The organism is Kitasatospora sp. NPDC088391, from assembly GCF_044753345.1.
In the GTDB taxonomy this organism is placed as follows: Bacteria; Actinomycetota; Actinomycetes; order Streptomycetales; family Streptomycetaceae; genus Kitasatospora.
The window spans coordinates 355,711-380,626 of record NZ_JBIVNB010000008.1 but is presented as its reverse complement, the minus strand read 5'-3'; the positions used below and the strand labels follow the sequence as shown (position 1 = coordinate 380,626).

At 74.5% G+C, this 24,916-nt stretch carries 24 protein-coding genes; 8 read left to right on the top strand and 16 right to left on the bottom strand.

Annotation, left to right across the window (positions count from 1 at the left end; translation table 11 throughout):
- Positions 1–6 precede the first annotated feature (6 nt).
- From ACIQBJ_RS24815 to ACIQBJ_RS24795, 5 genes are read right to left on the bottom strand one after another with little or no spacing between them, the layout of a single operon-like run.
- On the bottom strand, positions 7–723 hold the full coding sequence (locus ACIQBJ_RS24815; protein ID WP_400714535.1) for an ABC transporter ATP-binding protein: 717 nt from the start codon (positions 721–723) through the stop codon (positions 7–9).
- Positions 720–1,505 (bottom strand): ABC transporter permease, encoded by a 786-nt coding sequence (locus tag ACIQBJ_RS24810; protein WP_400714532.1) that lies wholly within the window; start codon positions 1,503–1,505, stop codon positions 720–722. Before ACIQBJ_RS24810 ends, ACIQBJ_RS24815 begins: the two co-directional genes overlap by 4 nt.
- Positions 1,502–2,887 (bottom strand): ABC transporter substrate-binding protein, encoded by a 1,386-nt coding sequence (locus tag ACIQBJ_RS24805; protein WP_400714529.1) that lies wholly within the window; start codon positions 2,885–2,887, stop codon positions 1,502–1,504. The genes ACIQBJ_RS24810 and ACIQBJ_RS24805 overlap by 4 nt, the downstream gene beginning before the upstream one ends.
- An 11-nt stretch (positions 2,888–2,898) precedes the next feature.
- On the bottom strand, positions 2,899–3,126 hold the full coding sequence (locus tag ACIQBJ_RS24800) for a ferredoxin family protein (protein ID WP_099900096.1): 228 nt from the start codon (positions 3,124–3,126) through the stop codon (positions 2,899–2,901).
- A gap of 25 nt (positions 3,127–3,151) precedes the next feature.
- Positions 3,152–3,904 carry a GntR family transcriptional regulator gene (locus tag ACIQBJ_RS24795; RefSeq protein WP_400714524.1) on the bottom strand — a complete coding sequence of 251 codons (753 nt, stop codon included), beginning with the start codon at positions 3,902–3,904 and terminating at the stop codon, positions 3,152–3,154.
- 212 nt (positions 3,905–4,116) lie between these two features.
- Here ACIQBJ_RS24795 and ACIQBJ_RS24790 point away from each other — a divergent pair, with 212 nt between their 5' ends.
- Entirely contained in the window at positions 4,117–4,494 is a 378-nt protein-coding gene (locus tag ACIQBJ_RS24790) for a VOC family protein (RefSeq protein WP_400714521.1), read from the top strand.
- 4 nt (positions 4,495–4,498) lie between these two features.
- Here the strand turns inward: ACIQBJ_RS24790 and ACIQBJ_RS24785 are convergent, their stop codons facing one another.
- Both ACIQBJ_RS24785 and ACIQBJ_RS24780 read right to left on the bottom strand, forming a co-directional pair.
- Positions 4,499–5,227: an MOSC domain-containing protein gene (locus ACIQBJ_RS24785; RefSeq protein ID WP_400714518.1), complete on the bottom strand. Its 729-nt coding sequence runs from the start codon at positions 5,225–5,227 to the stop codon at positions 4,499–4,501.
- 100 nt (positions 5,228–5,327) lie between these two features.
- Positions 5,328–6,068: a cyclase family protein gene (locus ACIQBJ_RS24780; RefSeq protein WP_400714515.1), complete on the bottom strand. Its 741-nt coding sequence runs from the start codon at positions 6,066–6,068 to the stop codon at positions 5,328–5,330.
- Between the two features lie 271 nt (positions 6,069–6,339).
- Between ACIQBJ_RS24780 and ACIQBJ_RS24775 the strand changes: the two genes are divergently transcribed.
- The 6 genes from ACIQBJ_RS24775 (at position 6,340) to ACIQBJ_RS24750 (ending at position 11,980) form a co-directional block, all read left to right on the top strand.
- Positions 6,340–7,020 carry a UbiX family flavin prenyltransferase gene (locus ACIQBJ_RS24775; RefSeq protein ID WP_400714512.1) on the top strand — a complete coding sequence of 227 codons (681 nt, stop codon included), beginning with the start codon at positions 6,340–6,342 and terminating at the stop codon, positions 7,018–7,020.
- A 118-nt stretch (positions 7,021–7,138) separates the two neighbouring features.
- Positions 7,139–7,600, top strand: coding sequence for an Lrp/AsnC family transcriptional regulator (locus ACIQBJ_RS24770; protein ID WP_380473557.1), 462 nt, complete (start codon positions 7,139–7,141; stop codon positions 7,598–7,600).
- 34 nt (positions 7,601–7,634) lie between these two features.
- Positions 7,635–8,597, top strand: coding sequence for a threonine/serine dehydratase (locus tag ACIQBJ_RS24765; protein ID WP_400714508.1), 963 nt, complete (start codon positions 7,635–7,637; stop codon positions 8,595–8,597).
- A gap of 53 nt (positions 8,598–8,650) precedes the next feature.
- Positions 8,651–9,814 carry an aminofutalosine synthase MqnE gene (mqnE, locus tag ACIQBJ_RS24760; RefSeq protein WP_400714505.1) on the top strand — a complete coding sequence of 388 codons (1,164 nt, stop codon included), beginning with the start codon at positions 8,651–8,653 and terminating at the stop codon, positions 9,812–9,814.
- Positions 9,815–10,015: 201 nt separating this feature from the next.
- On the top strand, positions 10,016–10,936 hold the full coding sequence (locus ACIQBJ_RS24755; protein WP_400714502.1) for a L,D-transpeptidase family protein: 921 nt from the start codon (positions 10,016–10,018) through the stop codon (positions 10,934–10,936).
- A gap of 96 nt (positions 10,937–11,032) precedes the next feature.
- Positions 11,033–11,980, top strand: a complete 948-nt coding sequence (locus ACIQBJ_RS24750) for a beta-ketoacyl-ACP synthase III (protein WP_400714499.1) — start codon at positions 11,033–11,035, stop codon at positions 11,978–11,980.
- A 192-nt stretch (positions 11,981–12,172) separates the two neighbouring features.
- On the opposite strand, the gene ACIQBJ_RS24745 is transcribed toward ACIQBJ_RS24750, so the two are convergent.
- Positions 12,173–12,814, bottom strand: coding sequence for a TetR family transcriptional regulator (locus ACIQBJ_RS24745; RefSeq protein WP_400714496.1), 642 nt, complete (start codon positions 12,812–12,814; stop codon positions 12,173–12,175).
- Positions 12,815–13,118: 304 nt separating this feature from the next.
- Here ACIQBJ_RS24745 and ACIQBJ_RS24740 point away from each other — a divergent pair, with 304 nt between their 5' ends.
- A complete protein-coding gene (locus ACIQBJ_RS24740) occupies positions 13,119–15,380 on the top strand; it encodes a serine/threonine-protein kinase (RefSeq protein ID WP_400714493.1) in 2,262 nt (753 codons plus the stop codon).
- Positions 15,381–15,441: 61 nt separating this feature from the next.
- On the opposite strand, the gene ACIQBJ_RS24735 is transcribed toward ACIQBJ_RS24740, so the two are convergent.
- The 8 genes from ACIQBJ_RS24735 to ACIQBJ_RS24700 are packed head-to-tail and all read right to left on the bottom strand — an operon-like array spanning position 15,442 to position 24,703.
- A complete protein-coding gene (locus ACIQBJ_RS24735; RefSeq protein WP_400714490.1) occupies positions 15,442–16,503 on the bottom strand; it encodes a threonine aldolase family protein in 1,062 nt (353 codons plus the stop codon).
- A 46-nt stretch (positions 16,504–16,549) separates the two neighbouring features.
- Complete coding sequence (locus ACIQBJ_RS24730; protein WP_400714487.1) at positions 16,550–17,767, bottom strand: acetyl-CoA carboxylase biotin carboxylase subunit family protein; 1,218 nt, start codon at positions 17,765–17,767, stop codon at positions 16,550–16,552.
- A 29-nt stretch (positions 17,768–17,796) separates the two neighbouring features.
- A complete protein-coding gene (locus ACIQBJ_RS24725; protein ID WP_400714484.1) occupies positions 17,797–19,401 on the bottom strand; it encodes a class I tRNA ligase family protein in 1,605 nt (534 codons plus the stop codon).
- Positions 19,402–19,427: 26 nt separating this feature from the next.
- The gene (locus ACIQBJ_RS24720) at positions 19,428–20,552 is read right to left on the bottom strand and encodes an FAD-dependent oxidoreductase (RefSeq protein WP_400714481.1); all 1,125 of its coding nucleotides are present in this window, start codon (positions 20,550–20,552) and stop codon (positions 19,428–19,430) included.
- On the bottom strand, positions 20,549–20,935 hold the full coding sequence (locus ACIQBJ_RS24715; protein ID WP_400714478.1) for a cupin domain-containing protein: 387 nt from the start codon (positions 20,933–20,935) through the stop codon (positions 20,549–20,551). The genes ACIQBJ_RS24720 and ACIQBJ_RS24715 overlap by 4 nt, the downstream gene beginning before the upstream one ends.
- A gap of 2 nt (positions 20,936–20,937) precedes the next feature.
- Positions 20,938–22,158 (bottom strand): lysine N(6)-hydroxylase/L-ornithine N(5)-oxygenase family protein, encoded by a 1,221-nt coding sequence (locus tag ACIQBJ_RS24710; RefSeq protein ID WP_400714475.1) that lies wholly within the window; start codon positions 22,156–22,158, stop codon positions 20,938–20,940.
- Entirely contained in the window at positions 22,155–23,426 is a 1,272-nt protein-coding gene (locus ACIQBJ_RS24705; RefSeq protein ID WP_400714472.1) for an ATP-grasp domain-containing protein, read from the bottom strand. Before ACIQBJ_RS24705 ends, ACIQBJ_RS24710 begins: the two co-directional genes overlap by 4 nt.
- Positions 23,423–24,703: an MFS transporter gene (locus ACIQBJ_RS24700; protein WP_400714469.1), complete on the bottom strand. Its 1,281-nt coding sequence runs from the start codon at positions 24,701–24,703 to the stop codon at positions 23,423–23,425. Before ACIQBJ_RS24700 ends, ACIQBJ_RS24705 begins: the two co-directional genes overlap by 4 nt.
- Positions 24,704–24,916: the final 213 nt, after the last annotated feature.

Sequence of the window (24,916 nt, the reverse complement as noted above, 5' to 3'; positions counted from 1 at the left end):
CTCAAGTCAGGTGTACTGGGTGAGGAGCAGCGCCCGCAGCGCGCTCCGGTCGGCCGCCGGGTCGCGCGGCGCGGGCACCTCGTGCAGGGCGGCCAGGGTGCCGCCGGACAGCACGGCGACCCGGTCGCCGAGCAGCAGCGCCTCGTCCACGTCGTGGGTGACGAAGACCACCGTGCAGCGCTCCTTCTCCTGGACGGCGAGCAGGAGTTGCTGCATCGCGGCGCGGGTCTGCGGGTCGAGCGCGCCGAACGGCTCGTCCATCAGCACGGCCTTCGGCGCGCCGACCAACGCCCTTGCCAGCTGGACGCGTTGGCGCTGGCCGCCGGACAACTCCCTTGGCAGCCGGTCGCCGTGGCCGTCCAGACCGACCCGGTCCAGCCAGTCGGCGACCGGGGCCCGCCGCTCGGCGCGCCGCAGCCCGGCGATGGCCAGCGGCAGTTCGACGTTGCGGCGGACGGTCCGCCAGGGCAGCAGCCCGTCCTCCTGGAAGACCAGCGCCCGGTCGGCGCCGGGGCCGGTCAACGGCCGCCCGTCGGCCAGCAGTTCGCCGCCGGACGGCCGGAGCAGCCCGGCCAGCGCCCGCAGCAGGGTGGACTTGCCGCAGCCGGACGGGCCGAGCACGGTCAGCACCTCGCCCGGCGCGACGTCCAGTTCGACGTCGCGCAGCACCGGCCGGCCGGGGTGGCCGACGCCCAGGCCGCGCGCGGTCAGTCGCAGGCTCATGCCCGCACCCCCGCCGGGCCGGCGGCGGGCAGCCAGCGGGTCAGCCGCCGCCCGAGCAGTTCGACCGCGCCCGAGGTGGTCCAGCCGAGCAGGCCGATGGTGGCCATCCCGACGAACACCCCGGGGTAGTCCAGCACGGTGTACGCGGACCAGGTCCGGTAGCCGACGCCGTACTGGCCGGAGACCATCTCGGCGGAGATCACGCAGATCCAGGAGACGCCCAGGCCGACCGACAGGCCGCCCACCACGCCCGGCAGCGCGCCGGGCAGCACCACGCCGAACAGCACCCGCCCGGTCCCGCCGCCCATCGTGCGGACCGCCTCCTCCCAGCGCGGCGGCACCGCCCGCACCGCGTGCCGGGTGGCCACCGTGATCGGGAAGAACGCGGCGGCGCAGGTGATGAACACGATGCCCTGCTCGTTCTCCGGGAACAGCATGATCGCCACCGGGACGAGCGCGATCGCCGGGATCGGCCGGACCAGCTCCAGCACCGGGCCGAGCAGGTCGGCGGCGAGGCGCGAACGGGCCGTCAGCACCCCGGCGGCGACGCCGAGCAGTGCGGCCAGCGCGAAGCCGGTGGAGATCCGCCGCAGGCTGTCCGCCAGGTCCTGCCAGTACACGGCGGTGCCGAGCTGGACCCGCAGCGCGTCGGCGACCTGGAGCACCGTCGGCAGGTGGTCGAACCGCACCCAGAACCGGGCCTTCCCGGCGGTCAGCGCCTGCCACAGCCCCAGGAAGCCGAGCAGCGCGCCCGCCCGCAGCAGCCTGCGCCGCGCGCTCACGCCGCGTCCAGGGCCTGCTGGTACGTCAGCTGCCGGGCCGCCGGGTGCGCGGCCAGGTAGGACTTCGCGCCGTCCTCGGTGGTGAACGGCTTGAACGCGTCGCCGTCCCGCACCCACCAGTCCTGGTCGGCGAACCACCGGGTGCCGGTGGCGGCGTCCGGCACGTACGCGGCCCGCAGCTTGCCGCCGCCCGGAGCCGCGCCCGCCTTCACGGCCTTCAGCAGGCAGGTCGGGTCGGCCGCCGGACGGGTCGACTCCTCGCCCTGGTACCAGAGTTCACCGGCCAGCGCGGGGTCGGCGACCGGGCGGCCGCAGACCGCGTCGGTGCCGGTGATCCGGGCCGGTTCGCCGTCCGCCACGCCCGCGCCCGCCAGGTACGACGGGTCGGTGAAGCGTGCGACGTCCAGCGCCTTGAGCACGCCGACCGAGGCCAGGAACGGCACGTCCTCGCGCAGCGCGGCCAGCAGCCGCGGGTCGAGCGCGGTGGCGAAGGTGGCGATGCCGTTCGGGCCGTTGTACAGGTACACCACCTCGGGCGGCAGGCCGGTGGCCGCGGCGACGGCCTCGGCCGCGGCCAGCGGGTGCGCGTTCAGGTCCCGGGTGGCGGCGTCCTGGGCGCGCAGGAAGGCCCGCACCACCTCCGGGTGGTCGCCGCCGAACTTCTGCCGCACCACCACCCCGTGCAGGGTCGGCCGGCCGAGCGCCGCGCCGTCGTACAGCAGCCGCCCGTCCCCGGCGAACACCACCGCGGCCGGCCAGGCCACGAACTGGGCCAGCGCGTCCACGCCGTGCGCCTTCAGCGCGGAGGCGCCGACGGCGGGCTGCTGGTTCTGCTTCTGGACGTCGGACTCGGCGACCCCGGCCCTGGCGAGGGCCTGCACCAGGGTGCCGTCGGAGGCCGAGCCGACCGAGCTGGAGACCTTCTTCCCCTTCAGGTCGGCCAGCGTGTGCGCGGGCGAGTCCTTCGGCACCACCACGGAGTTGAGCGCGCCCAGCAGGTTGTAGCCGGTCACCGACACCAGCCGGGTGCCGGGCCCGCCGGCCGCCTGCGACCGGGAGCCGTTGATCAGCAGCGGGTAGTCGCCCATCGACCCGATGTCGACCTTGTCGGCGAGCATCTGCGCGGTGATCGGCGCCCCCGAGTCGTAGTCCTGCCAGACCACCTTGTAGTGCCGCCCGTCCTTCCCGCCCAGCTCGGCGAGCTGCTGCTCGAAGTAGCCGCGGGCCCGCAGCAGGGTGCCCGCCGTGACGGTGTTGATGGTCTTCGACTGGTAGCCGACCACCACCTCCACGGTGTCGCCGTCCCCGGCCCGCGCCGAGCCGCACCCGGCCGCCAGCGCGAGCGCGGCCAGCGTGCCGAACGTCCTTCTCCAGGAATGCATCTGACGAGTCCTCAGCGAATCAGGTAGGGCATGTTGACGGTGACGGCCCCGGTGGGGCAGCGGGCGGCGCACGGGCCGCAGTACCAGCACTCGTCCACGTGCATGTACGCGGTGCCGCTCTGCTCGTCGATGGCCAGCGAGTCCAGCGGGCACATCTCGACGCACAGCGTGCAGCCGGCGATGCACAGCGAGGCGTCGATGGTCACGGGCACGTCGGTGCGGTGCTCGGCGAGCGCCATCGGTCCAACTCCAGGGTGAGAGGGGTCAGGTGAGGTCGCGCAGCAGTCGGCCGCGCATGGTCAGCCGGTCGCCGCGGAAGCGCACGTACTCCAGGTCCACCGGCCGTCCGTCGGCCAGCGTGGTCAGCCGCTCCAGCATCAACAGCGCGGCCCCGCGCGGGACTTCGAGCACCGTGGCGGAGTGCGCGTCGGCGTTGACGGCCTCCAGGGTGATGTCGGCGGCGCCCAGCGGGCAGCCCGCCGCCTCCTCGATCAGCCGGAACACGTCCCGGTGCGCGAGGTCGGCGGGCTTCAGCAGCGCGCCGATGTCGGGGGCCAGGTAGGTCAGGTCCAGCGACAGCGGCAGCCCGTTCAGCCTCCGCAGCCGCTCCACGTACACCACGTCCGCGCCCTCGGGCAGCCCGAGCCGGCGGGCCACCGCCCCCGGCGCCCGGACCGGCCCGAACGAGCGGACCTCGTTCAGCACCTCGCCGTGCTCGTGCAGGGTCTCCGCCAGGCCCTCCAGCCGGTTCAGCCCGTGCGGCACCTTCTCCGCCGCCACCAGCGTCCCCGCGCCCGGCACCCGGCGCACCAGCCCCTCCCCGCGCAGCAGGTCGAGCGCCTGCCGCACGGTGTTCCGGGACGCCCCGAACTCCCGTGCCAGCACGTCCTCGTGCGGCAGCGGCCCGGTCCCGAACGCCTCGCTCAGCACCTGCTGCCGCAGCACGTCCGCGACCTGCCGGGCCCGGTCGGCACGCGGCCGCCTGCTCGGGCCCCGCACGGTGTTCTCGCTGGTCATCGGGTCTGCTCCGGCCCTCGGCTGCGCTGTCGGCGGCAACACTAGGGCCGGAGCGCCCCGGGTTGGGTTGCCGCACCATTACGCCACCTGACGGCCCGTCGGGAACCCCGCCCACCAGCGCCGACACCGTTCCTGCCGAACGATGCGCCACCCGCCGCGCCGATCCGCCATGCTGGGAAGCGGGGACCACCGCGAGCGGAACGGGGAGCACGATGATCGGCACACTGCAGTGCGTGGTGCTGGACTGCCACGACCCGGCGGGCCTCGCCCGGTTCTACGCCGCGCTGCTCGGCGGCGAGGTCGACCGGCCCGACCCGCGCTGGTCGCTGGACGCCGACTGGTCCACCGTCCACCTGCCCGACGGCCGGGTGCTCGGCTTCCAGCGGGTCGAGGACCACCGCCCGCCGATCTGGCCCGACCCGGCCCACCCCCAGCAGCTCCACCTCGACATCGAGGTCGAGGACTACGACACCGCCGCCGCCGAGGCGGTCGCCCTCGGCGCCGAGCTCCGGACCCGCCACGAACGCTGGGGCGTCCTCACCGACCCTGCGGGCCACCCCTTCTGCCTGGTCCCGCGCCACCAGGGCTGACGGCTCAGACCCCGACCCGGGCGCGCACCGGCGCCAGTACGTCCCCGACCCGCAGCGTCCCAGGGCGGGAGACCGCCGCCAGCGCGCCCAGCTCGGTGTCCCGCTGCTGCGCGATCACCCGCAGCACCTCCGGCGCGTGCGGCAGCCCCGGCTGCGCCGCGCCCACCATCGCGCACCGCACGCTGGCCCGGACGAACGCCAGCCGCGCCCCGCCCCGCACCCCGGCCTCCCGGCCGAACCAGGAGTCCTCGACGAACGGCGGCGTCCCCGGCGGGGTCCGCAGCAGCACGTTCGGCCGGAACCGCCGCTCGTCCACCACCGCCGACGGCACCGCCCGGGCCACCCAGTCCAGGGTCGCCGTGGTCAGCACGCTCACCGGCAGCTCGTCGAAGTGCGAGACCGCGTCCTCCCGGGCCAGGCCGACGTCCTCCTGCTCCAGGTAGGCGCGCAGGAACGCGTCCGGGTCCGGCACCGGCATCCCCAGCGGGTCGAACAGCTCCGGCCCGTCGATCCGGCTGCCCAGCCGGGCGCTCAGCCGCAGCAGCCCGTCCATCCGCCGGAACCGCCGGGTGTTCTTCCCCGAGCCCAGCTTCCCCGCGCCGTCGCGCACCGCGTACAGGCGGTCGCCGACCAGGCCGCGCCCCTCCACCTCGACGGAGCCGAGCAACTCGCCGCCCGCGGACTTCACGGGGTAGCGCCACAAGCGCTCGACCACACCGAGGATCTCAGGCATGGCGCGAGCCTAGCGGCGGCACTCCCCTATGGTCTAGACCAAGTCCGGTGCGGGGGAGCCGATTCGAGCCGCCCCCGACCCCACCCGATCTCGCCCGACCTCAGCCGATCCGCGCCACCGCCCGCACCGGAGCCCCGTCCGCCGCCGTCAACCGCATCGGGAACAGCGAGACCTCCACCGGCACCCCCGCCGCCTGCGCCTCCAGCAGCGGCGTCAGGTCGGTCAGGTTCTCCGCGATCACCCCGCCGCCCTCCGGCCCCAGCAGCACCCGGTGCGCCGCCAGCGTCGACTGCTCCGGCTCCGGGTCGTGCTCGTCCTTCAACTCCGCCAGCAGCTCCGCCACTCCGGGGTCCGAGGGCCCCGGGTCCGGCGTCGGGTCCACCGAGAGGGCGTCCACCCCGACGGTGCGCACGCCCGCCGCGACGATCGCCTCCGCGGCCTCCGCCGAGAGGTACGGATGCGCGAAGTACCGGTCCGTCCCCCAGTACTTGGGCCACCCCGTCGCCAGCAGCAGCACCGTCCCCGGCCCCGAGACCGCGAGCGCCGCCGCGAGGTGACCCGCCGTCACCTCCCCCCGGGCCGGCACCTCCCGCAGGTCCACCACCACCGCCGGCCCCGTGAACAGCTCCAGCGGCAGCCCGTCCAGGGTCGGCCACCGCACGTCCAGGTGGTACGGCGCGTCCACGTGCGTCCCCGTTTGCGACCCCAGGTGCACCGCCATCACGTTCACCCCCTCCACCTCGGCCGTCAGCGCCGCCCGCAACTCCACCCCCGGGTCCCCCGGATACACCGGCATCCCGGACACCACCGGATGCGTCAGATCCACCAACACAGCAGCCATGCCGACCATTCTGGTTCAGACGAGCGAAAACAGGAGCCCCGCCGAGGCCCGCCGGGAGCGAAGCCCTGTCCGGGGCCCGCCGGGAGCGAAGCTCCAGGGGCCCGGGGAACGGCGGAGCCGAGTGGCCGGCGTCCGACAGGCTGCGAAGCGCCACCCCGTTTCGGGCCGAAGGTCCTCGGCCGACGCCCCGCAGCGCCCCGGCCCCACGCCTCTCGGCCCCGCCGTTCCCCGGCCCCCTGATCACCCAGCGTGTGCCGGAGAATGTCGACCCATGAGCACCTCCTCCCGAAAGCCCTGGGTCGTCGGCGTCTCCGGCGCCAGCGGCACCCCGTATGCCGCCTCGGTGATCCGCGCGCTCCTGGAGGCGGGCGAGTCCGTCGACCTGGTCGTGAGCCGGGCCGCGCGGCTGACCATCCTGGACGAGACCGGCATCTCGTTCCGGGACGCGCACTGGGCGGCGGACCTGGCCGACTGGCTGGAGGTGGCGGCGGAGGCGCTGGCGGACGTCCGGTACTGGCCCGCGGGCGACTTCGCGGCGGGGCCGTCCTCCGGCTCGTACCCGGCGAAGGGCATGCTGGTCGTCCCGGCGACCACGGGGGCCGCCGCCGGCATCGCGCTGGGACTGTCCAAGGACCTGCTCCAGCGGGTCGCGTCCGTCACCCTCAAGGAGCGCCGCCCGCTGGTGCTCTGCCTGCGCGAGACCCCGCTGACGGGGGCGACGCTGCGCCACCTGGTGGAGCTGGACGCCCAGGGCGCCGTCGTGCTGCCGGCTTCGCCGGGCTTCTACGCGGGCGGGTCGACCGCCCGGGAGCTGGTGGATTTCGTCGCGGGCCGGGTGCTGGACGCCGTCGGGGTGCCGCACGGCCTGTACCGCCGCTGGTCGGGCGAGCTGGGGGAGGCCGCGAGCACGCCGCGGCGACACCCGGAAAGCGACCCGCGCCGGGGCGAGTGAGCGGGCCGGTTACGGGAGAGTATGTTCTCTGGGATACCCGGGTTGATCGGTGCGCAGCGCCTTGGATTCCGGAAAATGATCTGTGGTTCTGGAGAGGTTCGGAAGGACGCGGCAGGCAATGGACTCTGTGGACAGACAGCTCATCCAGGCACTCCGGGAGAACGGCCGCGCGTCGTACGCCGAGCTGGGCCGCCTGGTGGGCCTGTCGGGCCCTAGCGTGACGGACCGGATCAACCGCCTGGAGCAGGCCGGGGTGATCACCGGGTACCGGGCGACGGTCAACCCCGCGACCCTCGGCTACGGGGTGACGGCCCTGATCGGGCTGCAGCTCACCGACGCGGCCGACCACGACGACGTCTCGCACCGGCTGAAGGACCTGCCGGAGGTCGAGGACTGCTGGTTCATCGCCGGCGACGACTCGTACATGCTGAAGGTCCGGGTGCCGGACGTGGAGGGCCTGGAGTCGGTGGTCAAGCGCCTCTCCGGCACCAAGGGGGTGGCCCGCACCCGGACCACGGTGGTGCTCTCCACCAAGTGGGAGAACCGGGTCGGCGAACTCCCGCTCCACCCGGCCGAGTAGTCACCTCACGCCCCGTCAACCCCGAGGACGCCGCATGACCCTGGTGGATCTGGAAGACCTGCACGCCGCCCGGCGCCGGATCGCCGGCACCGCGGTGCGCACCCCGCTGCTGCCCTGCCCGTGGGCCGAGGACGGCGGGCGGCGGCTCTGGCTGAAGCCGGAGAGCCTCCAGCCGACCGGGGCGTTCAAGATCCGCGGGGCGATGAACCGGCTGGCCGCGCTCACCGCGGAGGAGCGGGCCAGGGGAGTGGTCGCCCAGTCCAGCGGCAACCACGCCCAGGCGGTGGCGTACGCGGCGCGGCGGCTCGGCGTCAAGGCGGTGATCGTGATGCCCGACACCTCGCCCGCCGTGAAGATCGAGAACACCCGCTCGTTCGGTGCCGAGGTGGTGATCGTGACCGCCGAGCAGCGCGACACCGTCCCGGCCGAACTGGCCGCCGAGCACGGCTACGTCTGGGTGCCGCCGTACGACGACCCGTACATCGTCGCCGGTCAGGGCACCGTCGGCCTGGAGATCGCCGAGGACGCCCCGGACGAGCTGGACACCGTGCTGGTGCCGGTCTCCGGCGGCGGCCTGATCGGCGGCACGGCCGCGGCGATCAAGCTGGCCTGCCCGGGCGTCCGGGTGATCGGCGTGGAGCCGGAGTTCGCCGCCGACGCACAGGAGAGCCTGCGCAAGGGCGTCCGCACGGTCTGGCCGGTCGCCGACACCTACCGGACGATCGCCGACGGCCTGCGCACCCCGTCCGTCGGGGTGCTCCCGTTCGAGCACATCTCGGCGTACGTGGACGACATCGTCACCGTCTCCGAGGAGGAGATCCGGTCCACCGTCGCCCTGCTGGCCCGGCGCGGCCGGCTGGTCGCCGAGCCCTCCGGCGCGGTCGCCCCGGCCGCCTACTTCCACCGGGCCGGGGAGCTGGGCGGGAGGGTGTTCGCGGCCGTGGTCAGCGGCGGCAACCTGGACCCCGCCCTGCTGGCCGAGCTGCTGGCTACCTAGGCGTAGTCTCGGTTCCGGCAACGAATCGAAGTCGCAAGGAGGCGGAGCGCCGCATGGACGCAGGGCTCAAGCGCGAGCTGGAGGCGAAGGTCTACGCCGGGGAGCGGCTGACCCGCGAGGACGGGATCGCGCTCTACGCGAGCGACGACCTGGCCTGGCTGGGCGGGCTGGCGCACCACGTGCGGACGCGGAAGAACGGCGACGTCGTCCACTTCAACGTCAACCGCCACCTGAACATGACCAACGTGTGCAGCGCCTCCTGCGCGTACTGCTCGTTCCAGCGCAAGCCGGGCGAGAAGGACGCGTACACCATGCGGATCGAGGAGGCCGTCCGGCTCGCCAAGGCGATGGAGTCGGAGTCGCTGACCGAGCTGCACATCGTCAACGGCCTGCACCCGACCCTGCCGTGGCGCTACTACCCGCGCTCGCTCAAGGAGTTGAAGGCCGCGCTGCCGAACGTCTCGCTGAAGGCGTTCACCGCGACCGAGATCCACTGGTTCGAGCGGATCAGCGGCCTGAGCGCGAGCGAGATCCTGGACGAGCTGATCGAGGCCGGTCTGGAGTCGCTGACCGGCGGCGGCGCGGAGATCTTCGACTGGGAGGTCCGCCAGCACATCGTCGACCACGACACCCACTGGGAGGACTGGTCGCGCATCCACCGCCTGGCGCACGAGAAGGGCCTGAAGACCCCGGCCACCATGCTGTACGGCCACATCGAGGAGCCCCGGCACCGGGTCGACCACGTGCTGCGGCTGCGCGAGCTGCAGGACGAGACCGGCGGCTTCCAGGTCTTCATCCCGCTGCGCTACCAGCACGACTTCCACGACTCCAAGGACGGCAAGGTCCGCAACCGCCTGATGGAGCGCACCGAGATGGCCACCGGCGCCGAGGCGCTGAAGACCTTCGCGGTGTCCCGCCTGCTGTTCGACAACGTCCCGCACGTCAAGGTGTTCTGGGTGATGCACGGCGTCACCACCGCCCAGCTGGCGCTCAGCCACGGCGCGGACGACATGGACGGCTCGGTGGTCGAGTACAAGATCACCCACGACGCGGACAACTTCGGCACCCCGAACAAGCTCGGCCGCGAGGACCTGCTCGACCTGATCCGGGACGCCGGCTTCCGCCCGGTCGAGCGGAACACCCGGTACGAGGTCATCCGCGAGTACGACGGCCCCGACCTGCAGCGCCGGGAGACCCCGCAGGCGATGCGCCTCTGACCCGTCGTCAGTGCCTTCGGCGCCCGGTGGCCGCTTTTCGGCCACCGGGCGCGCCGCGTTCCACGGGGGGCGCACGGGGCGGTGACGCACCACCGGGGCGTCGGCGGGGTGCGGAAGAAACGTTTCCGGCCGCGTATGCTCACAGGCTCATCACACGGCCCGGGTTCCGTCGCGTCCCCGAGGTCTGGGAGGATCGTCCGCATGTCCGGTTCCCACCGCGCCGCCTCGCACCGCCGGTCGGCCCCCGCCAAGGGCCCCCGGAGCAGTGCCGAGCAGCAGCCCCAGGGCCGAGCCGCCGCGCGGGCCGCGGGCCGCCGCCGCAAGGCGAAGCAGCGCCGCACCCGCAGGTTCACCGTCGGCACCGCGACCCTGCTCGCGCTGGCGGCCGGCTGGTTCACCCTCGGCCCCGGCCGGACCTTCGCGCCGAGCACCGCCAGCGCCGCCCCGGACCGGGAGCCCGAGGTCGTCCCGATGCAGGCCGCCGAGGCCCGCACCGAGGCCCCCGCCGCCGACCGCTCCGCCCGCGACCGGCTCACCGCGATCCCCGGCCTCGGCGCCGACTGGACGGCGAAGATCCCCGCGCAGACCCGCCAACTGGTGGTCGCCACCGGCAAGGACAAGAACGCCTCGGACACCACCGTCACGCTCTGGACCCGCGCCGAGGACGGCAGCTGGCAGGCCGGCCAGGCCTGGCCCGCCCACAACGCCTACAAGGGCTGGACCACCGACCACCGGCTCGACGACCTGCGCAGCCCGATCGGCCTGTTCTCGCTCACCGACGCCGGCGGCCGCAAGGCCGACCCGGGCGCCCGGCTCCCGTACGACCAGGACCGGAACTTCGTGGTCTCCGGCCAGGGCTTCAACGGCGAGCAGCTGGCCGGTTCCTTCGACTACGTGGTCGCCATCGACTACAACCGGGTGCCCGGCCGCTCGCCGCTCGACACCACCTACCCGCAGGGCGCGGCCAAGGGCGGCGGCATCTGGCTGCACGTCGACCACGGCGGCCCCACCCACGGCTGCGTCTCGCTGCCCGAGGACCGGATGGTCGAGCTGCTGAAGACCCTCGACCCGGCCCTGCACCCGATGATCGTGATGGGCGACGCCGCCTCGCTGGCCGCCTGAGCAGCGGGTCGTTGTGAGGGACCTACAGCATCCGGCACCCGATCCTGTACCGGAGTGTCACCGCCCGACTCACCGGTAACCCGGTTGAGTGGCAGTATGACCGCCTCCCGCATCGTGGCGCTGGGCCACCACCAGCCGCCGAAGATCCTCACCAACGACGATCTCTCGGCGCTGGTCGACACCGACGACGAGTGGATTCGGACCAGGGTCGGCATCCGCACCCGGCACATCGCGGAGGACGAGACCCTGATCGACCTCGCGGTCGGCGCCGCCCAGAAGGCCCTCGCGCACGCGGGGACGACGCCGGACCAGATCGACCTGGTCGCCGTCGCCACCTGCACCGCCGTCGAGCGCAGCCCCAGCACCGCCGCCGCGGTCGCCGCCCGGCTCGGCATCCCGGCCCCCGCCGCGTACGAGCTGAACACCGCCTGCTCCGGCTTCTCCTACGCGCTGGCCACCGCCGACCACGCGATCCGGGCCGGCGCCGCCACCCGGGCGCTGGTGATCGGCGTGGAGCGGATGTCCGACATCCTGGACTGGACCGACCGCACCACCTGCGTGATCTTCGGCGACGGGGCCGGGGCGGCCGTGCTGGAGGCGGTGCCGGACGAGCGGGCCGGCGTCGGCCCGGTGGTCTGGGGCTCCGAGCCGGAGAAGGGCGAGGCGGTGGTGATCGGCGGCGACTGGAAGCCGGTCATCAGCCAGCAGGGCCAGACCGTCTTCCGCTGGGCCACCACCCAGGTCGCCCCGCTCGCCCGCAAGGCGTGCGAGAAGGCCGGCATCGACCCGTCCGAGCTGCGCGGCTTCGTCGCCCACCAGGCCAACCTGCGGATCATCGACGCCATCGCGGGCAAGCTCGGCCTCGCCGAGGACGCGGTGGTCGCCCGGGACGTGGTCGACTCCGGCAACACCTCGGCCGCCTCGATCCCGCTGGCGCTGTCCAAGCTGGTCGAGCGCGGCGAACTGCACAGCGGCGACCCGGTGCTGCTGTTCGGCTTCGGCGGCGGCCTGGCCTACGCCGGGCAGGTCGTGCGCTGCCCCTGAACGGGCGCCCCCGAACGGTCCGCCCCGGACGGGCGCGGAAAAGCGGAGGGGCGGCCGGGAGGACTTCTCCCGGCCGCCCCTCCGTCCGTAGGTGGATGGCGCTCCGCGGTACGTCGGCGAACCTCCCCCGAGGCACGGCCGCATCCGACACCCGGACAGGAACCGGGGCCGAGCGCCACAGGGAACGGGTTCCTACTTCGGCGGCTTCTTTCCGGTGACTCCCAGGTACACCTGGAGCGCCAGGTTGGGCTTGAGGTCCTTGACCTTCACGCCCCACGAGGTGAACGCCTTGCCGTGCTCGGCCGCCGCGGCCAGCAACGACACCAGGGAGCCGGCGATCGCCGACGGGTCGACCGTCTTGTCGGTCTTCCCCTGGTTGTTGCGCACCGCTTCGGCGAGCGGGGCGGCCACCGAGTTGAGGACCTTCATGCGGATCTTGAAGAACCGCTTGTCCCCTTCCGCGGCGCCGAGCGTGACCACTCGGAGAATGGCGTCATTCTTGCGCCAGAAGGCGAGGAATCCGTCCACCAGTTCTTCGGAAGTGGTGAAGCCGGTCTTTCCCGCCCAGGACTTTCCATCGACGAGCTCTTTGAGCCCGCCGCTGTCCTCGGCCATTTCCTCGGCGATCTCGAGGACGGCGCCCTCGACATCCGGGAAGTACTGGTAGAAGGTCGCGGGGGAGGTTCCCGCCATACGGGCGACGTCGATGACCTTGACGTCCCGGTAGGGCGACGTGCTGAGCATCTCGCGGAGGCAGTCGAGCAGCTTCTGCCGCGTCTCCTGTCCGCGCCGCCCGGCGACGCGACCGTCGACGGTGCGAACTTGTCCTGTCATGCCGTCAGCTTACAGCGGCAAGATCTTGGCGCTAATCGGTAGTGCGACTATTAGTCCGGCCGAGGGGAGAAACCGCTCCATTTCCGTGCGCGTTGTTGCCCCCCCGTGTGCTGATGACCCCACAGCGTGACGACAAGTCAGCTCCGGTGCCCCCGGCGGGCCGATCCGGCCGAGCCGGAGGGGGAAGCTCCGGTACCCGGGGGCGTGTCACGGGCGGGGGAGATTGGCTCCCGGGCGGCGGGCATTGGAGAATCGGGGACGCGCCACCGCCGGGGGGCGTTGGCGAAGGGGAGGTGGCTGCGGAGTGGACCAGCTGACGGCGCACGATCCGAGGCGGATCGGGCCCTTCGAAGTGCTGGCCCGGCTCGGCGCGGGGGGCATGGGTCTGGTGTACCTGGCCCGTTCCGCGTCCGGGCGCCGGGTGGCCATCAAGACCGTCCGCAGCGAACTGGCCGAGGACAACCTGTTCCGGGTCCGCTTCGCCCGCGAGATCGAGGCGGCCAAGACGGTCGGCGGCTTCTACACCGCGGCCGTGGTGGACGCGGACGCCGACGCCGCCGTCCCGTGGCTGGCCACCGCCTACGTGCCCGCGCCCTCGCTGGAGGACCTGGTCACCGAGTGCGGGCCGCTGCCGCCCGACGCGGTGCGCTGGCTGACCGCCGGCATCGCCGAGGCGCTGCAGTCCATCCACGCGGCCGGCCTGGTGCACCGCGACCTCAAGCCGTCCAACGTGCTGGTGGTCGAGGACGGGCCCCGGGTGATCGACTTCGGCATCGCGGCCGGCGTCTCCAGCACCCGCCTCACCATGACCAACGTCGCGGTCGGCACGCCCGCCTACATGTCGCCCGAGCAGGCCCGGGACAGCCGCAGCGTCACCGGCGCCAGCGACGTCTTCTCGCTCGGCTCGCTGGTGGTGTTCTGCGCCACCGGCCACCCGCCCTACCGCGGCGCCAACCCGGTCGAGACGGTGTTCCAGCTGCTGCGCGACCAGCCCGACCTGTCCGGCCTGCCCGCCGAACTCGCCGACCTGGTCCGGGCCTGCATGCGGCCCTCGCCCGAGCACCGGCCCACGCCCGCCCAGATCCAGGCCGAGCTGGCCCCGCACCTGTTCTCCCGCGCCGACGCCTCCGGCGAGGCCGGGGACTGGCTGCCCACCAGCGCCCTCGACCTGATCGAGGCCAAGCGCAGCAGCCGACGCCCCGTCAGCCCGCAGCCGCCCGCGGTGCCGCCGCAGCCGCCCGCCGCGCCGCCCGCGCAGGTCGGGGCCTCCGCCGAGCTGGGCTCCGCCACCGAGCGGATCAGGCCGCACCGGCGCCCGCAGCCCGACGGCGGCGGCGAGGTCCGGCTGCCCGGTGCGCACGTGCCGATAGGGCCCGGGCCGCGGGCCGAACCCGCGGCGCCGCCCGCCTCCCCGCCCAGCACCGACTGGGTGCGCCGCACCTCGGGCCCGTCCGCGGCCCCGCCGCAGCCCGCCGCCCGCTGGCGGCCCTGGCGGTTCCGGATGTCCAACGACGTCTGGGGCACCCCCGTGGTCGCCGACGGCACCCTGTTCGTCTCCAGCTTCGAGGTGCACGCCCTCGACATCCGCTCCGGCGAGCGCCGCTGGAAGACCCGGGACGTCGCCTGGGCGCTGGCCGTCGACTCCGGCCGGGTGCACGCCGCCGACGGCCCGCACCTCTACACCGTGGACTCCGCCGACGGCACCGAGCGCTGGCGCAGCTCGCTGGACGGCTGGGTCTACTCGCTGGACGCCGCCGACGGCGTGCTCTGCTGCGGCATCCGCGGCGGCGGGGTGCAGCTGCGCTCGGCCGCCAGCGGCGCCGAGCTGTGGCGGGCCGACGACGCCCAGCAGGAGTACGAGAACCCGCAGGCCGGCCCGGCCCTGATCGGCGGCGCCGCCTACTACCAGGGCGGCGGCCGGCTGCACTGCGTCGACCCGCGCGGCGGCGGGGTGCGCTGGTCGCACCCGCTGACCGGCGAGGTGCCGTCCCGCCCGGTCGGCCTCGGCGGCACCCTGTACCTGACCTCCGGTCAGCGGGTGCACGCGCTGGACGCCGCCACCGGCGCCGAGCGCTGGCGCTTCGACGCCCCCGTGGTGCTGTTCACCCCGCCCGCGGTGGACGGCCGGGCGGTGTACGTCGCCGACTACCTCGGCACCCTGTACGCGCTGGACGCCGTCACCGGCCGCGGCCTGTGGCGGGCCGCCACCACGGCCCGGCAGGGCGCCGAACCGGCCGTGGTCGCCGACGGCACCGTGCTGCTCGGCTCCGGCGAGACGCTGTTCGCGTTCGACGCGGCCACCGGCCGGGAGCGCTGGCGGTACGCGGCCCGGGCCGAGCTGGTCGGCTCCCCGGCCGTCGCCGACGGCCTGGTGCACCTCGGCAGCCGGGACCACTCGCTGCACACCCTGGAGCTGGCCACCGGCCGGCTGCGCTGGGAGCTCGGCACCAAGGGCGAGCTGACCGGCTCCCCGGTGGCGGCCGGCGGCCGGGTGTTCGTCGGCTCCAAGGACCGCTGCGTGTACGCGCTCGACTCCTTCTACGGCACCGCCGTCCCGCAGCAGTAAGCGGAAACGGTACGGCCCCGCCCCCGGTCGGGGGGCGGGGCCGTCCGCGCGGGCCGGGCGGTCAGGCGGCCGCGGCCAGCTCCTCGGCGATCGCGGCGGCGAACGCGTCCACGTCCGCCTCGGTGGTGTCGAAGGAGGTCATCCAGCGGACCTCGCCGGTCAGCACGTCCCAGGTGTAGAAGCGGAAGCGCTTCTGCAGGGCCGCGGTGACGGCCGGCGGCAGCACCGCGAAGATCTGGTTGGCCTGCACCGGGCGGTCGATCCGGACGCCGGGCAGGTCCCGGACGGCGGCGAACAGGCGCCGGGTCATCGCGTTCGAGTGCGTCGCGTTGCGCAGCCACAGGTCGGTGCCGAGCAGGGCCTCGAACTGCACCGAGACGAAGCGCATCTTCGAAGCCAGCTGCATCGAGGTCTTGCGCAGGAAGCGCACGCCCCGGACGGCGTCCGGGTTCAGCACCACGACCGCCTCGCCCAGCAGCAGGCCGTTCTTGGTGCCGCCGAGCGAGAACGCGTCCACCCCGGCGTCGGTGGTGAAGGCCCGCATCGGGACGCCCAGCGAGGCCGCCGCGTTGGCCAGCCGGGCGCCGTCCAGGTAGACCTTCATGCCCAGGCCGTGCGCGTGCTCGCAGACCGCCCGGACCTCCTCGGGCGTGTAGCAGGTCCCGACCTCGGTGGACTGGGCGATCGCGACCACCGCGGGCCGGGCCCGGTGCTCGTCGTCGAAGCCGTACGCCTGACGGTCGATCAGCTCCGGGGTGAGCTTGCCGTCCGGGGCGTCGACGGTGTGCAGCTTGAGGCCCGCCATCACCTCCGGCGCGCCGCCCTCGTCCACGTTGACGTGCGCGGTCCGGGCGCAGACCACCGCGTCCCGGCGGTCCGCCATGGCCTGCAGCGCGACCACGTTCGCGCCGGTGCCGTTGAACACCGGGAACGCCTCGGCGGTCGGGCCGAAGTGGCCGCGGAACACCTCCTGGAGGTGCTCGGTGTAGGCATCCTCGCCGTAGCTGACCTGGTGGCCGCCGTTGGCGACCGCGATCGCCGCCAGCACCTCGGGGTGCACGCCCGCGTAGTTGTCGCTGGCGAAGGCGCGGAAGGCGGGGTCGTGCCGCTGCTGCTGGGTCATCGTCGTGCTCGTTCCTCACGTACGGGGGGGGGGGGAGGGGCGGGGGTCAGGGCCGGACCGGTTCCACGTCGAGCCGGTACTCGGCCATCACCCGGCGGGCCGCGGCCCGCACGCCGCGCTCGTCCGGCCCGGACAGCCGGAAGCGGCCCGGCACGTGGAAGTAGCCGCCGGTGCCGTCGTACACCGTGCCGGGCTCGGGGAGCACCTCGGCGTACACCTGCGGCACCACGCCCGTCATCGGGGTCCGGCCGACCACCCGGGCGGGCCGCGGGGCGGGCTCGGGCACCACGACCCAGCCCGCGCTCGCGTGCCCGAAGGTCCGGCCGGCCGACTGCAGCGGGAGGCCGAGCACCGTGCGGAAGGTCTCCGCCATCAGGTCGATGCCGTGCACCTCCCGGTGGACGAACGGCACCTCGGCGCCGCCCGGGCGCATGCCGACCTCCAGGAAGACCGGCTCGCCGCCCGGCCGGCGGATCACCTCCAGGTGGAAGCAGCCGGTCTCCAGGCCCAGCGCCCGGACGCAGGCCAGCGCGAAGGCCGCCAGCTCCTCGCGCAGCGCGCCCGGGTCCAGGAACACCGAACCCAGCGGGCGGCCCTCGGTGAACTCCAGCGGGGTGTTGACGTAGCCGGAGACGCTGACGAAGTGCGCCCGGCCGTCCGCGAGCACCCCGTCGACGTGGTAGATCTCCGAGGAGACGTACTCCTCGCACTCGTACTCCTCGGCGTCGGTCTCCGCGAGCGCCGCCACCAGGGCGGCGGAGTCGTGGACGATCCGGACGCCGGACGAGCCGGCCCGGGCCCGCGGCTTGAGGACCATCGGGAAGCCGACCGCGCGCTCCAGCTCCGCCGCCGACGCGCCGCCCGCCAGCGCGGCGAACCGCGGCACCGCCAGCCCGGCCGCGGCCACCCGCTCCTTCATCACCACCTTGTCCTTGAAGGCCCGGACCAGGTCCGCCGACGGGCCGGGCACGCCCAGCGCCTCGCGGACCCGGGCGGCGGTCAGCACGTCGTACTCGGACAGGCCGACCACGCCGTCGAAGGCGCCGTGCCGCTCCCGCAGCTCCAGCGCGGCCGCCAGGACGGTGCCGAACTCCAGGTCGGGCACGGCGGCCACCCGGCCGGCCGGGACCGGGCCGAGCGCGGGCACGCCGTCGGGCGTGCTGACGACCGAGAGGTCGCAGGGCAGGTCGGCGCAGTACCGGTGGTACTCGGCGTCCTCGTCGTCGTACCGGTTGAGGACCAGGTAGTGCGGGTGTGCGGGCACGCGGGGGCTCCGGAGGGGTGCGGTGGCGGTCAGTTCAGGGTGTCCGGCAGGCAGCGGGCGAAGTCCGCCCCGGCGACCGGGGTGAACCAGCGCCGGTGCGCGGCCGCCGCCGGGGCCGGGCGCTCCGGGAAGGCGGCGAAGTTCGGGTCGCCGGTCCCCCCGAGCCGCCGCCACAGCTCGGCGCCGAAGTCCGGCATGACCGGGAAGCCCAGCAGGGCCAGGCCCTTGAGCCACCAGTAGCCGAGGTCGGGCGGGCAGTCGGCGCCCGGGAAGGCGTCGATCCAGGAGTCCAGCACCGCGCCGGCCTCGGCCATCCGCACGGTCGGGCCGTCCAGTGCCCGCTCCAGCCGGTCCAGGTGCGCGTCCAGCTCCGCCAGCACCGGCCCGTCGAGCGCGGCCGGGGCGGCGGGCAGCCGCTCCCAGGCCGCGGCGACCCGGTCCTCCAGGACGCCCGCCAGCCGCCGGTTGGCGCTGTCCAGGAACTCGGCCGGCTCGAAACTGGTCTGCCCGGCCTCCGGGTTGACCAGCGCCAGGTGGTAGCGGACCGCGTCCGGCCGCAGGCCGTGCACCGCGGCCACGCCCGAGGCGGTGATCGCGTGCCGGCGGCTGGTGGAGAACTTCTCCCCGGCCAGCTGGTAGAACTCGTTGATCAGCACCCGGTCGTAGGGCCGGGTGTCGCCGTGCACCAGCGCGACGGCGTTGATGCAGACCAGCGCGGACACCACGTTGTCGCAGCCCAGGCTGGTCACCGTCACCACGTCCGACTCCGGCGAGAAGGAGTTCACCGCCGCGCCGATCCGCTGCCGGTGGATCTCGCCGAGCAGCCGGGCGAACATGAAGCCGCCGGTGTACGAGAACAGGCTGGACGGGACGCCGTCCCGACCGCCCGGCAGCGCCATGCCCCAGGTCTCGGGCACCCCGAGCCGGATGGTGGCGCCGCCCCGGCCGAGCAGCGCGCGGACCGTCGAGCGGTACCGCTCGGCGAGGTCCAGCCGGTCGAACTCGGGCTCCAGCTCGGCCAGTCCGGCGGTGCGCAGGAAACGGGTCTCGATCTCCCGCCACTGCCAGCCGGCGTCCGCGGCCAGCCGCGGCCGCGGGTCGACCACCTCCTCCGGGCGGAAGTGCGCGCCGCAGCCCTCGCAGAAGTAGCTCGCCACCTCGGTGCCGCAGTCCGGGCAGCGGCCGAGCAGCAGCGGCCCCACCACGAACCGGTCGCCGACCGGCTCGTACGGGACCTTCTCGGCCAGCGTGCGCACCGCGCCGCGGGCGTCCAGCCGGGCGACGCAGCTGTCGATCTCGCGCTGGAACATGCCGTGCCAGGGCTCCTCGGCGGGATTGACGAACGCGTCCATCCCGATCCGCAGCGCGGCCAGGTCGTCCTGCATGACCTGGTGGTAGTGGGCGACCACCTCGCCCGGGTCGACGCCGTCGACCCGGGCCTTCATGGCGACCCAGGGCTCGTACGCGTCGGTGCCGGTCATGATCGCCGGGTGGTCGCCGCGCATCCGCAGGAAGCGGGCCAGCGCGTCCACCCGCAGGAACGGGCCGGCGATGTGGCCCAGGTGCAGGTGCCCGTTGGGCGTGGGCTCCGGGGGGACGAGCAGGTAGTGGCGGGGGGAGGCGTTGGTTCGCATCACGGTCCTCGGGGCGGTTCGGGAGGTCAGGCCAGGCCCAGCAGGGCGAGGGCGCCCTCGGCCATGGCCGGGGCGAGGCGGAAGCCGGAGCCGGCGCCGCCGGTCGCCAGGACCGCGCCGTCCAGGCCGTCCAGCGGGGCGATCAGCGGGGCGAAGTCCGGCAGGTAGAGGTCGGTGCCAGTCCGACAGCCGGTGAACTCGGTCCGGAATCCCGGCAGTTGCTCGGCGAGGACGGCCTCGGCCAGCTTCCGGTCGGCCGGGTCCGGGGCCAGCCGGCCGCGCTCGGACGGGCAGTCCCAGTCGGCGCTGGTGATGCTGTAGCACCAGTCCGACCCGGACCCGACCGGCAGCAGGAAGGCGTCCGGCTCGTCCAGCACCAGCAGCGGGCGGTCGCCGCCCGGCTCGCCGCCGCGCAGCCGGTAGGCGACGATCTTCTTGGTCCGGGCGCCGAGCCGCTCCGCCGTCGCGGCGAACGGGCCGTGCAGCGCGCCCGCGCCCGGCGCGGCCAGCACCCGACGGGCCGTCAGCTCCGCGCCGTCCGAGGCGACCAGCCGGTGGCCGTCCGCGCAGGGCTCGATCCGGCGCACCGCGAATCCCTCGACCAGGTCGCGCCGCGGGCCGTCGCCGTCCGGCGCGCCGGGGCCCGCGCCGAGCAGCCCGCCCGGGGCCCCGCCGCCCAGCACGCCGAGCAACTGCTCGACGGCGGCGGCCGGTTCGGACACCGTCGCCGCGGCGGAGCGCCACAGCCCGGTGCCGGCCGCGCCGACCGCCCCGCCGAACACCGCCCGCAGCGCCGCCCCCTGTCCGGGGTCGCACGGCCGCACCGCGTCGCCGACCAGCCGGCCGTCGACCGCCGCCGCGCCGCCGTCCGGCAGCACCCAGTACGAGGGCCGCGACCCGGCGTTCAACGCCGGTGCCAGCGCAGCCAGTTCGGCCCGCAGGTCGAGGCTGCGGCGGGCCAGCGCGCGCTGCCGTTCGGTCCGCCCCGCCGGGATGTCCACCGCGAGCGAGCGGACGGTCGAGCCGTCGTGGACGGCGCCCGCGCACACCGCGACCACCGAGGCCCCGGGGTGGCGCAGCGCCGCCAGCGCGACGGCGGTGGCGCCGACGATGCCGGTGCCGACCACCGCGAGGTCGTACGTCCCGCTCACGCGCCGGACTCCTGCCACCAGAGCGAGAGCACCGTCATCTCCTCGTCGCCGGTGTGCAGCCGGTGCTCCTCGCCGCCGGGCAGCGCGTACAGGCCGCCCGGGCGGGCCGGGTGCTCGCGGCCGCCGCAGGTGATCACCCCGTGGCCGCGCTGCACCAGCCACAGCTCCTGCGAGCGGTGGCAGTCGGGCATGGTGGCCGAGTGCGGGGGCACGGTGAACAGCGCCAGGTTGACGGGAACCCGGCCGACGGCCGCCAGGGCCTCGGCCGCGCCCAGGTCGGCCTCCAGGCTGGAGGTGCCGGTCTCGTCCACGTCGGGCGCGAGGTAGCGGATCTCGACGGACCGGTCGCCGGTCGCCGGGTCCGCCCCGGAAAGCTGATGCATCGTCAGTTGCCCCCGTCGGTCAGGATGCTGTCGAGGATGACCCGGCTGCGCCAGGCGAGCAGGCCCAGGTTGGGGTCGGTGATGCCGAACGCGTGCCGGGCGCCGTTCTGCAGGTAGATCCGGTTCCCGGCCGGCCCGTCCCAGTCCACCGAGTAGTCCCGGCGGACCACCGGGAGGCCGTCCTCCAGCCGCATCCGGCCGGCCAGCTCCCCGACGCACTGCGGCAGCCGCTGCACGTAGCCGGTGGCCAGCACCACCGCGTCGCAGTCCACCGCGGTCTCCTCGGTCGCGGACTTGAGCACCAGGCGCAGCCCGTCGCCCCGCTCGTCGAGCCCGGCGACCTCCTGCCCCGGCAGCAGCCGGACCAGCTCCGGCCGCCCCTCCACGTGGCTGGTCAGGTAGACGATCCGGTACAGCTCGGCCAGCAGGCTCTCGTTGACGCCGTCGCTGGCGTACTTCTGCTCGGCCAGCAGGGCGGCGCGCTGCTCCTTCGGCCGGTCGAAGAACTCCCGGGCGGCCTCCGGCAGGTACAGGTCGTTGGTGAACGCCGACTCGTCCAGCGGCAGGAAGCCGGGGCGCCGGCTGATCCAGCTGACCTGCTCGGGCCGGTCCCGGCCGACCAGCAGGTGGCGGACGATCTCGGCGCCGCTCTGCCCGCCGCCGACCACCGCGACCCGGCGGCCGGCCAGCGCCTCGGCGTGCTGGACGAACTCGCCGGAGTGGAACACCGCCGGTCCGGTCGCGCCCTCCAGCGCGGGCGGGAGGTACGGCTGCGGGCCGGTGCCGACGACCAGGTGCCGGGACCGGAAGGCCCCCCGGGACGTCTCGGTCTCGAAGTGGTCGCCGCGGAACCGGACCCGGGTCACGTCGTGGTCGTAGCGGACGGCGTCGCCCAGCTCCTCCGCCACCCAGCCGAGGTACTGGTTGAACTCGGCGCGGTGCACCGCCGGGAAGCGGGCGGTCAGGAACTGGTAGAACCGGCCCTTCGCGGCGAGGAAGGACAGGAAGGAGAACCGGCTGGTCGGGTCGACCGGGGTCACCAGGTCCTTGAACGGCGAGTTCTGCAGCGTGGCGTCCGGCAGCAGCAGGCCCGGGTGCCAGGCCGGCCGCTCCCGGCGGTCCAGGTGCAGCCCGGCGGTGCCCGGGCGGGCCGCCGCCTGGGCGGCCAGGCTCAGGTTGGCCGGGCCGGCGCCGACCGCCAGGTAGTCGAGCAGCTCGCTCACCGTTCCTCCTCCGCCTCGGGGTTGATCCGGACGGCGGCGTCCACGGCGCCGCGCAGCGCGGTCGCGGCGGCCGGCGAGGCGGCGGTGAAGACCGCCTGGCCGAGCCGGCAGCGGAAGTCGTCCAGGTGCGGGTGGATCGGGTCGCCCGGGGCCAGGTCGAGCCGGACCTCGCGCACGCCCGGCAGGGCGGCGGCCGCGTCCAGGCCGGTGGCCCGCTCGAAGCGGGTCTGCCCCGGGGCGGTGAAGAAGTGGATGCCGGCCACCGCCGCGACCGGCTCGCCGAAGGCGCCCGCCTCCCGCGGGTCGAGGCCGAGCAGCGCGGCCAGCCAGACCCGGGGCAGGCTCACGCCGGTGGCGAGCAGCGCCAGCTCGGCGATCCGGTCGCCGCCCATCCGGGCCCCGATCTCGACCAGCACCGGGCCCCGGCCGGTCAGCCGCAGCTCGCAGTGGAACGGCCCGACGGTCAGGCCGACCGCCCGGGCCACCGCCCCGACGTACTCCTCGACCGCCGCCGCGTCCCCGGCCGACAGGTCGGCCGGCAGCTGGTGGCCGACCTCGGCGAAGTACGGCTCCGGCGCGAGCAGCTTCTCGGTCACCGCGACGACGGTGACCGCCCCGTCCAGGACGTAGCCCTCGACGCTGTACTCCGGCCCGTCCAGGTACTCCTCGACCAGGGCCCGGGCGATCATCGGGCGGCCGAGGTCGACGAAGGTGTCGGTGCTGAGCCGGCGGTACGCGTCGGTCAGCTGCTCCAGGTCGTGGACCACCGACACGTGCAGGCTGCCGGACTGGTCCACCGGCTTGACCACGCACGGGAACCCGGCGTGCTCGGCGGCCTTCGGCAGCTCCTCGACCGCGCCCACCTCGGTGAAGCGCGGGCCGCGCAGCCCGGCGGCCGCGACCGCCTCGCGCATCCGGGTCTTGTCCCGGACCTGCTCCACGGTCCGCACGTCCAGGCCGGTCAGCCCGAGCTCGGCGGCCAGGTGCGCGGCGTTCGGGACGTAGACGTCACAGCCCGGGAAGACCGCGGACAGCGGCAGCCGGTCGTGCAGTTCGCGGACCGCGGCGAGCAGCGCGGGCAGGTCGTTGGTCTCGACGGTCACCAGTTCGTCGATGCGGTCGCGCAGGTGCGCGGGCATCACCCGGTCCTCGCTGTCGGCGCTGGCGACCACGACGCCGATCCCCAGGTCCAGGGCGGCCTCCACCAGCAGCACACCCCCCGAGAGGGCTTCGATCACGAGGATGCGGCGGTCGGAATGCTTGGTCATCGTGCGGTGTCTTCCGGTTCGTGGGCCACGGCGGCCACCGGGGCGGCGGCGTGGCGGAGTGAGGGTGTGTTGTCAGGACGGTCAGGACGGTCAGGACGGTCGGAGCGACCTGGGCGGTCGGCCCGGGCCAGCCCGGGCAGCAGGGCCAGGGTCAGCACCAGCGCCCCGAGCGCGGCGACCCGCAGCAGGACCGCCGGGTCGACCGAGGAGCCGGCCAGCGCGAGGGTCGCCCCGGCCACCGGCATCGGCGCCACCAGCAGCAGCCCGAAGGCGGCGACCGCGCTGCCGTACTCGGCGGTCGGCACGCGCTCCGCCCGGGTGGTGCGCAGGTAGACGCTGAACAGCGAGTCCAGGGCCAGGAACACGCCGAGGGCGGTGCCGAACAGCGCCAGGTCCGGCGCGGCCGACAGCCCCAGGCAGACCAGGGCGGAGGCCAGCGCCAGGCCGATGCCGTAGCGCCACAGCCCGAGCCGGCCGATCAGCCAGGGGGCGAAGCCGACCACCGCGACCGAGGCGACGCCGGCCGCGGAGTAGACGAAGCCGAGCGTGCTCTCCGAGACGCCGTACCGGGTGGCGACCAGCGCCGGGGCACTGCCGATCAGCAGGCTGAGCAGGTAGTTCAGTCCCATGGTCAGCAGCACCACCCGGCGCAGCACCGGGTCCCGCACGGTCCGGCGCAGGCCGGCCAGCGGGGACGGCGCCGCGTCCGGGTCGGCCCGCCCGGCGGGCAGCGTGCGGACCAGCAGCAGGCTGACCGCGTAGCCGGCGCCCGCGGTGGCGACGAACACCACCGGCGGGAACAGCAGCAGCAGTCCGCCGAGGGCCGGTCCGGCGATGATCGCGGACTGCTCCAGCCCGGTCAGCACCGACTGGGTCCGGGCCGTCCGCTCCGGCCGGACGAGCAACTGCCCGGCCTTCTCGCCCGCGACGAAGGTCTGCTCGAAGAACGCGCCCGACAGCATGCCGAAGACCAGCACCACCGGCACCGCGGTGCCCGGCCGGAGCAGGATCAGCAGGCAGCAGACGACCGCCAGGACGAGCCGTCCCGCGTCGGCGACGGCGAAGACCTGACGGATCGACAGCCGGTCCACCAGGTAGCCCGCGCCGGCCAGCGAGAGCAGCCGGGGCGTCCAGGTCAGCACCACGGCCAGGCCCGACCAGGCGAGCCCGCCGGTCACCCGGTAGCAGAGCAGGGGGATGCCGAAGACCAGCAGGTTGTCCACCAACCAACCGATCGAGCGCAGCACGAAATAAGCCGTCATGCGGCCGGACGCCATGGAAGTTCCCCCGTAGAACCTCGGAAATCGCCACCCCGGACGGGCTGCTGACAGCCCGGCATGTGCACGACCGTAGTGTGTTCGTACCGGAAAAGCTAGATCGTTTTTCCGGTTCCACCAGAGGATCTGTGCTGGTCTGACGGTGTGACAGGAGAATCTTCGGAAAGGGCTTGACGCAACGGGGGTTGACACGGCGGGGGTCGAGGCGGTGCG

Excerpts from the sequence above, each read along its gene's own strand:
- ACIQBJ_RS24755 (WP_400714502.1), top strand. The coding sequence starts at position 10,016 with ATGTCCGGTTCCCACCGCGCCGCCTCGCACCGCCGGTCGGCCCCCGCC.
- ACIQBJ_RS24775 (WP_400714512.1), top strand. The coding sequence starts at position 6,340 with ATGAGCACCTCCTCCCGAAAGCCCTGGGTCGTCGGCGTCTCCGGCGCC.
- ACIQBJ_RS24795 (WP_400714524.1), bottom strand. The coding sequence starts at position 3,904 with ATGACCAGCGAGAACACCGTGCGGGGCCCGAGCAGGCGGCCGCGTGCC.
- ACIQBJ_RS24700 (WP_400714469.1), bottom strand. The coding sequence starts at position 24,703 with ATGGCGTCCGGCCGCATGACGGCTTATTTCGTGCTGCGCTCGATCGGT.
- ACIQBJ_RS24745 (WP_400714496.1), bottom strand. The coding sequence starts at position 12,814 with ATGACAGGACAAGTTCGCACCGTCGACGGTCGCGTCGCCGGGCGGCGC.
- ACIQBJ_RS24715 (WP_400714478.1), bottom strand. The coding sequence starts at position 20,935 with ATGCATCAGCTTTCCGGGGCGGACCCGGCGACCGGCGACCGGTCCGTC.
- ACIQBJ_RS24800 (WP_099900096.1), bottom strand. The coding sequence starts at position 3,126 with ATGGCGCTCGCCGAGCACCGCACCGACGTGCCCGTGACCATCGACGCC.
- ACIQBJ_RS24765 (WP_400714508.1), top strand. The coding sequence starts at position 7,635 with ATGACCCTGGTGGATCTGGAAGACCTGCACGCCGCCCGGCGCCGGATC.
- ACIQBJ_RS24770 (WP_380473557.1), top strand. The coding sequence starts at position 7,139 with ATGGACTCTGTGGACAGACAGCTCATCCAGGCACTCCGGGAGAACGGC.
- ACIQBJ_RS24780 (WP_400714515.1), bottom strand. The coding sequence starts at position 6,068 with ATGGCTGCTGTGTTGGTGGATCTGACGCATCCGGTGGTGTCCGGGATG.
- ACIQBJ_RS24805 (WP_400714529.1), bottom strand. The coding sequence starts at position 2,887 with ATGCATTCCTGGAGAAGGACGTTCGGCACGCTGGCCGCGCTCGCGCTG.
- ACIQBJ_RS24705 (WP_400714472.1), bottom strand. The coding sequence starts at position 23,426 with ATGACCAAGCATTCCGACCGCCGCATCCTCGTGATCGAAGCCCTCTCG.
- ACIQBJ_RS24785 (WP_400714518.1), bottom strand. The coding sequence starts at position 5,227 with ATGCCTGAGATCCTCGGTGTGGTCGAGCGCTTGTGGCGCTACCCCGTG.
- ACIQBJ_RS24790 (WP_400714521.1), top strand. The coding sequence starts at position 4,117 with ATGATCGGCACACTGCAGTGCGTGGTGCTGGACTGCCACGACCCGGCG.
- ACIQBJ_RS24750 (WP_400714499.1), top strand. The coding sequence starts at position 11,033 with ATGACCGCCTCCCGCATCGTGGCGCTGGGCCACCACCAGCCGCCGAAG.
- ACIQBJ_RS24725 (WP_400714484.1), bottom strand. The coding sequence starts at position 19,401 with ATGCGAACCAACGCCTCCCCCCGCCACTACCTGCTCGTCCCCCCGGAG.
- ACIQBJ_RS24815 (WP_400714535.1), bottom strand. The coding sequence starts at position 723 with ATGAGCCTGCGACTGACCGCGCGCGGCCTGGGCGTCGGCCACCCCGGC.
- mqnE (WP_400714505.1), top strand. The coding sequence starts at position 8,651 with ATGGACGCAGGGCTCAAGCGCGAGCTGGAGGCGAAGGTCTACGCCGGG.
- ACIQBJ_RS24735 (WP_400714490.1), bottom strand. The coding sequence starts at position 16,503 with ATGACCCAGCAGCAGCGGCACGACCCCGCCTTCCGCGCCTTCGCCAGC.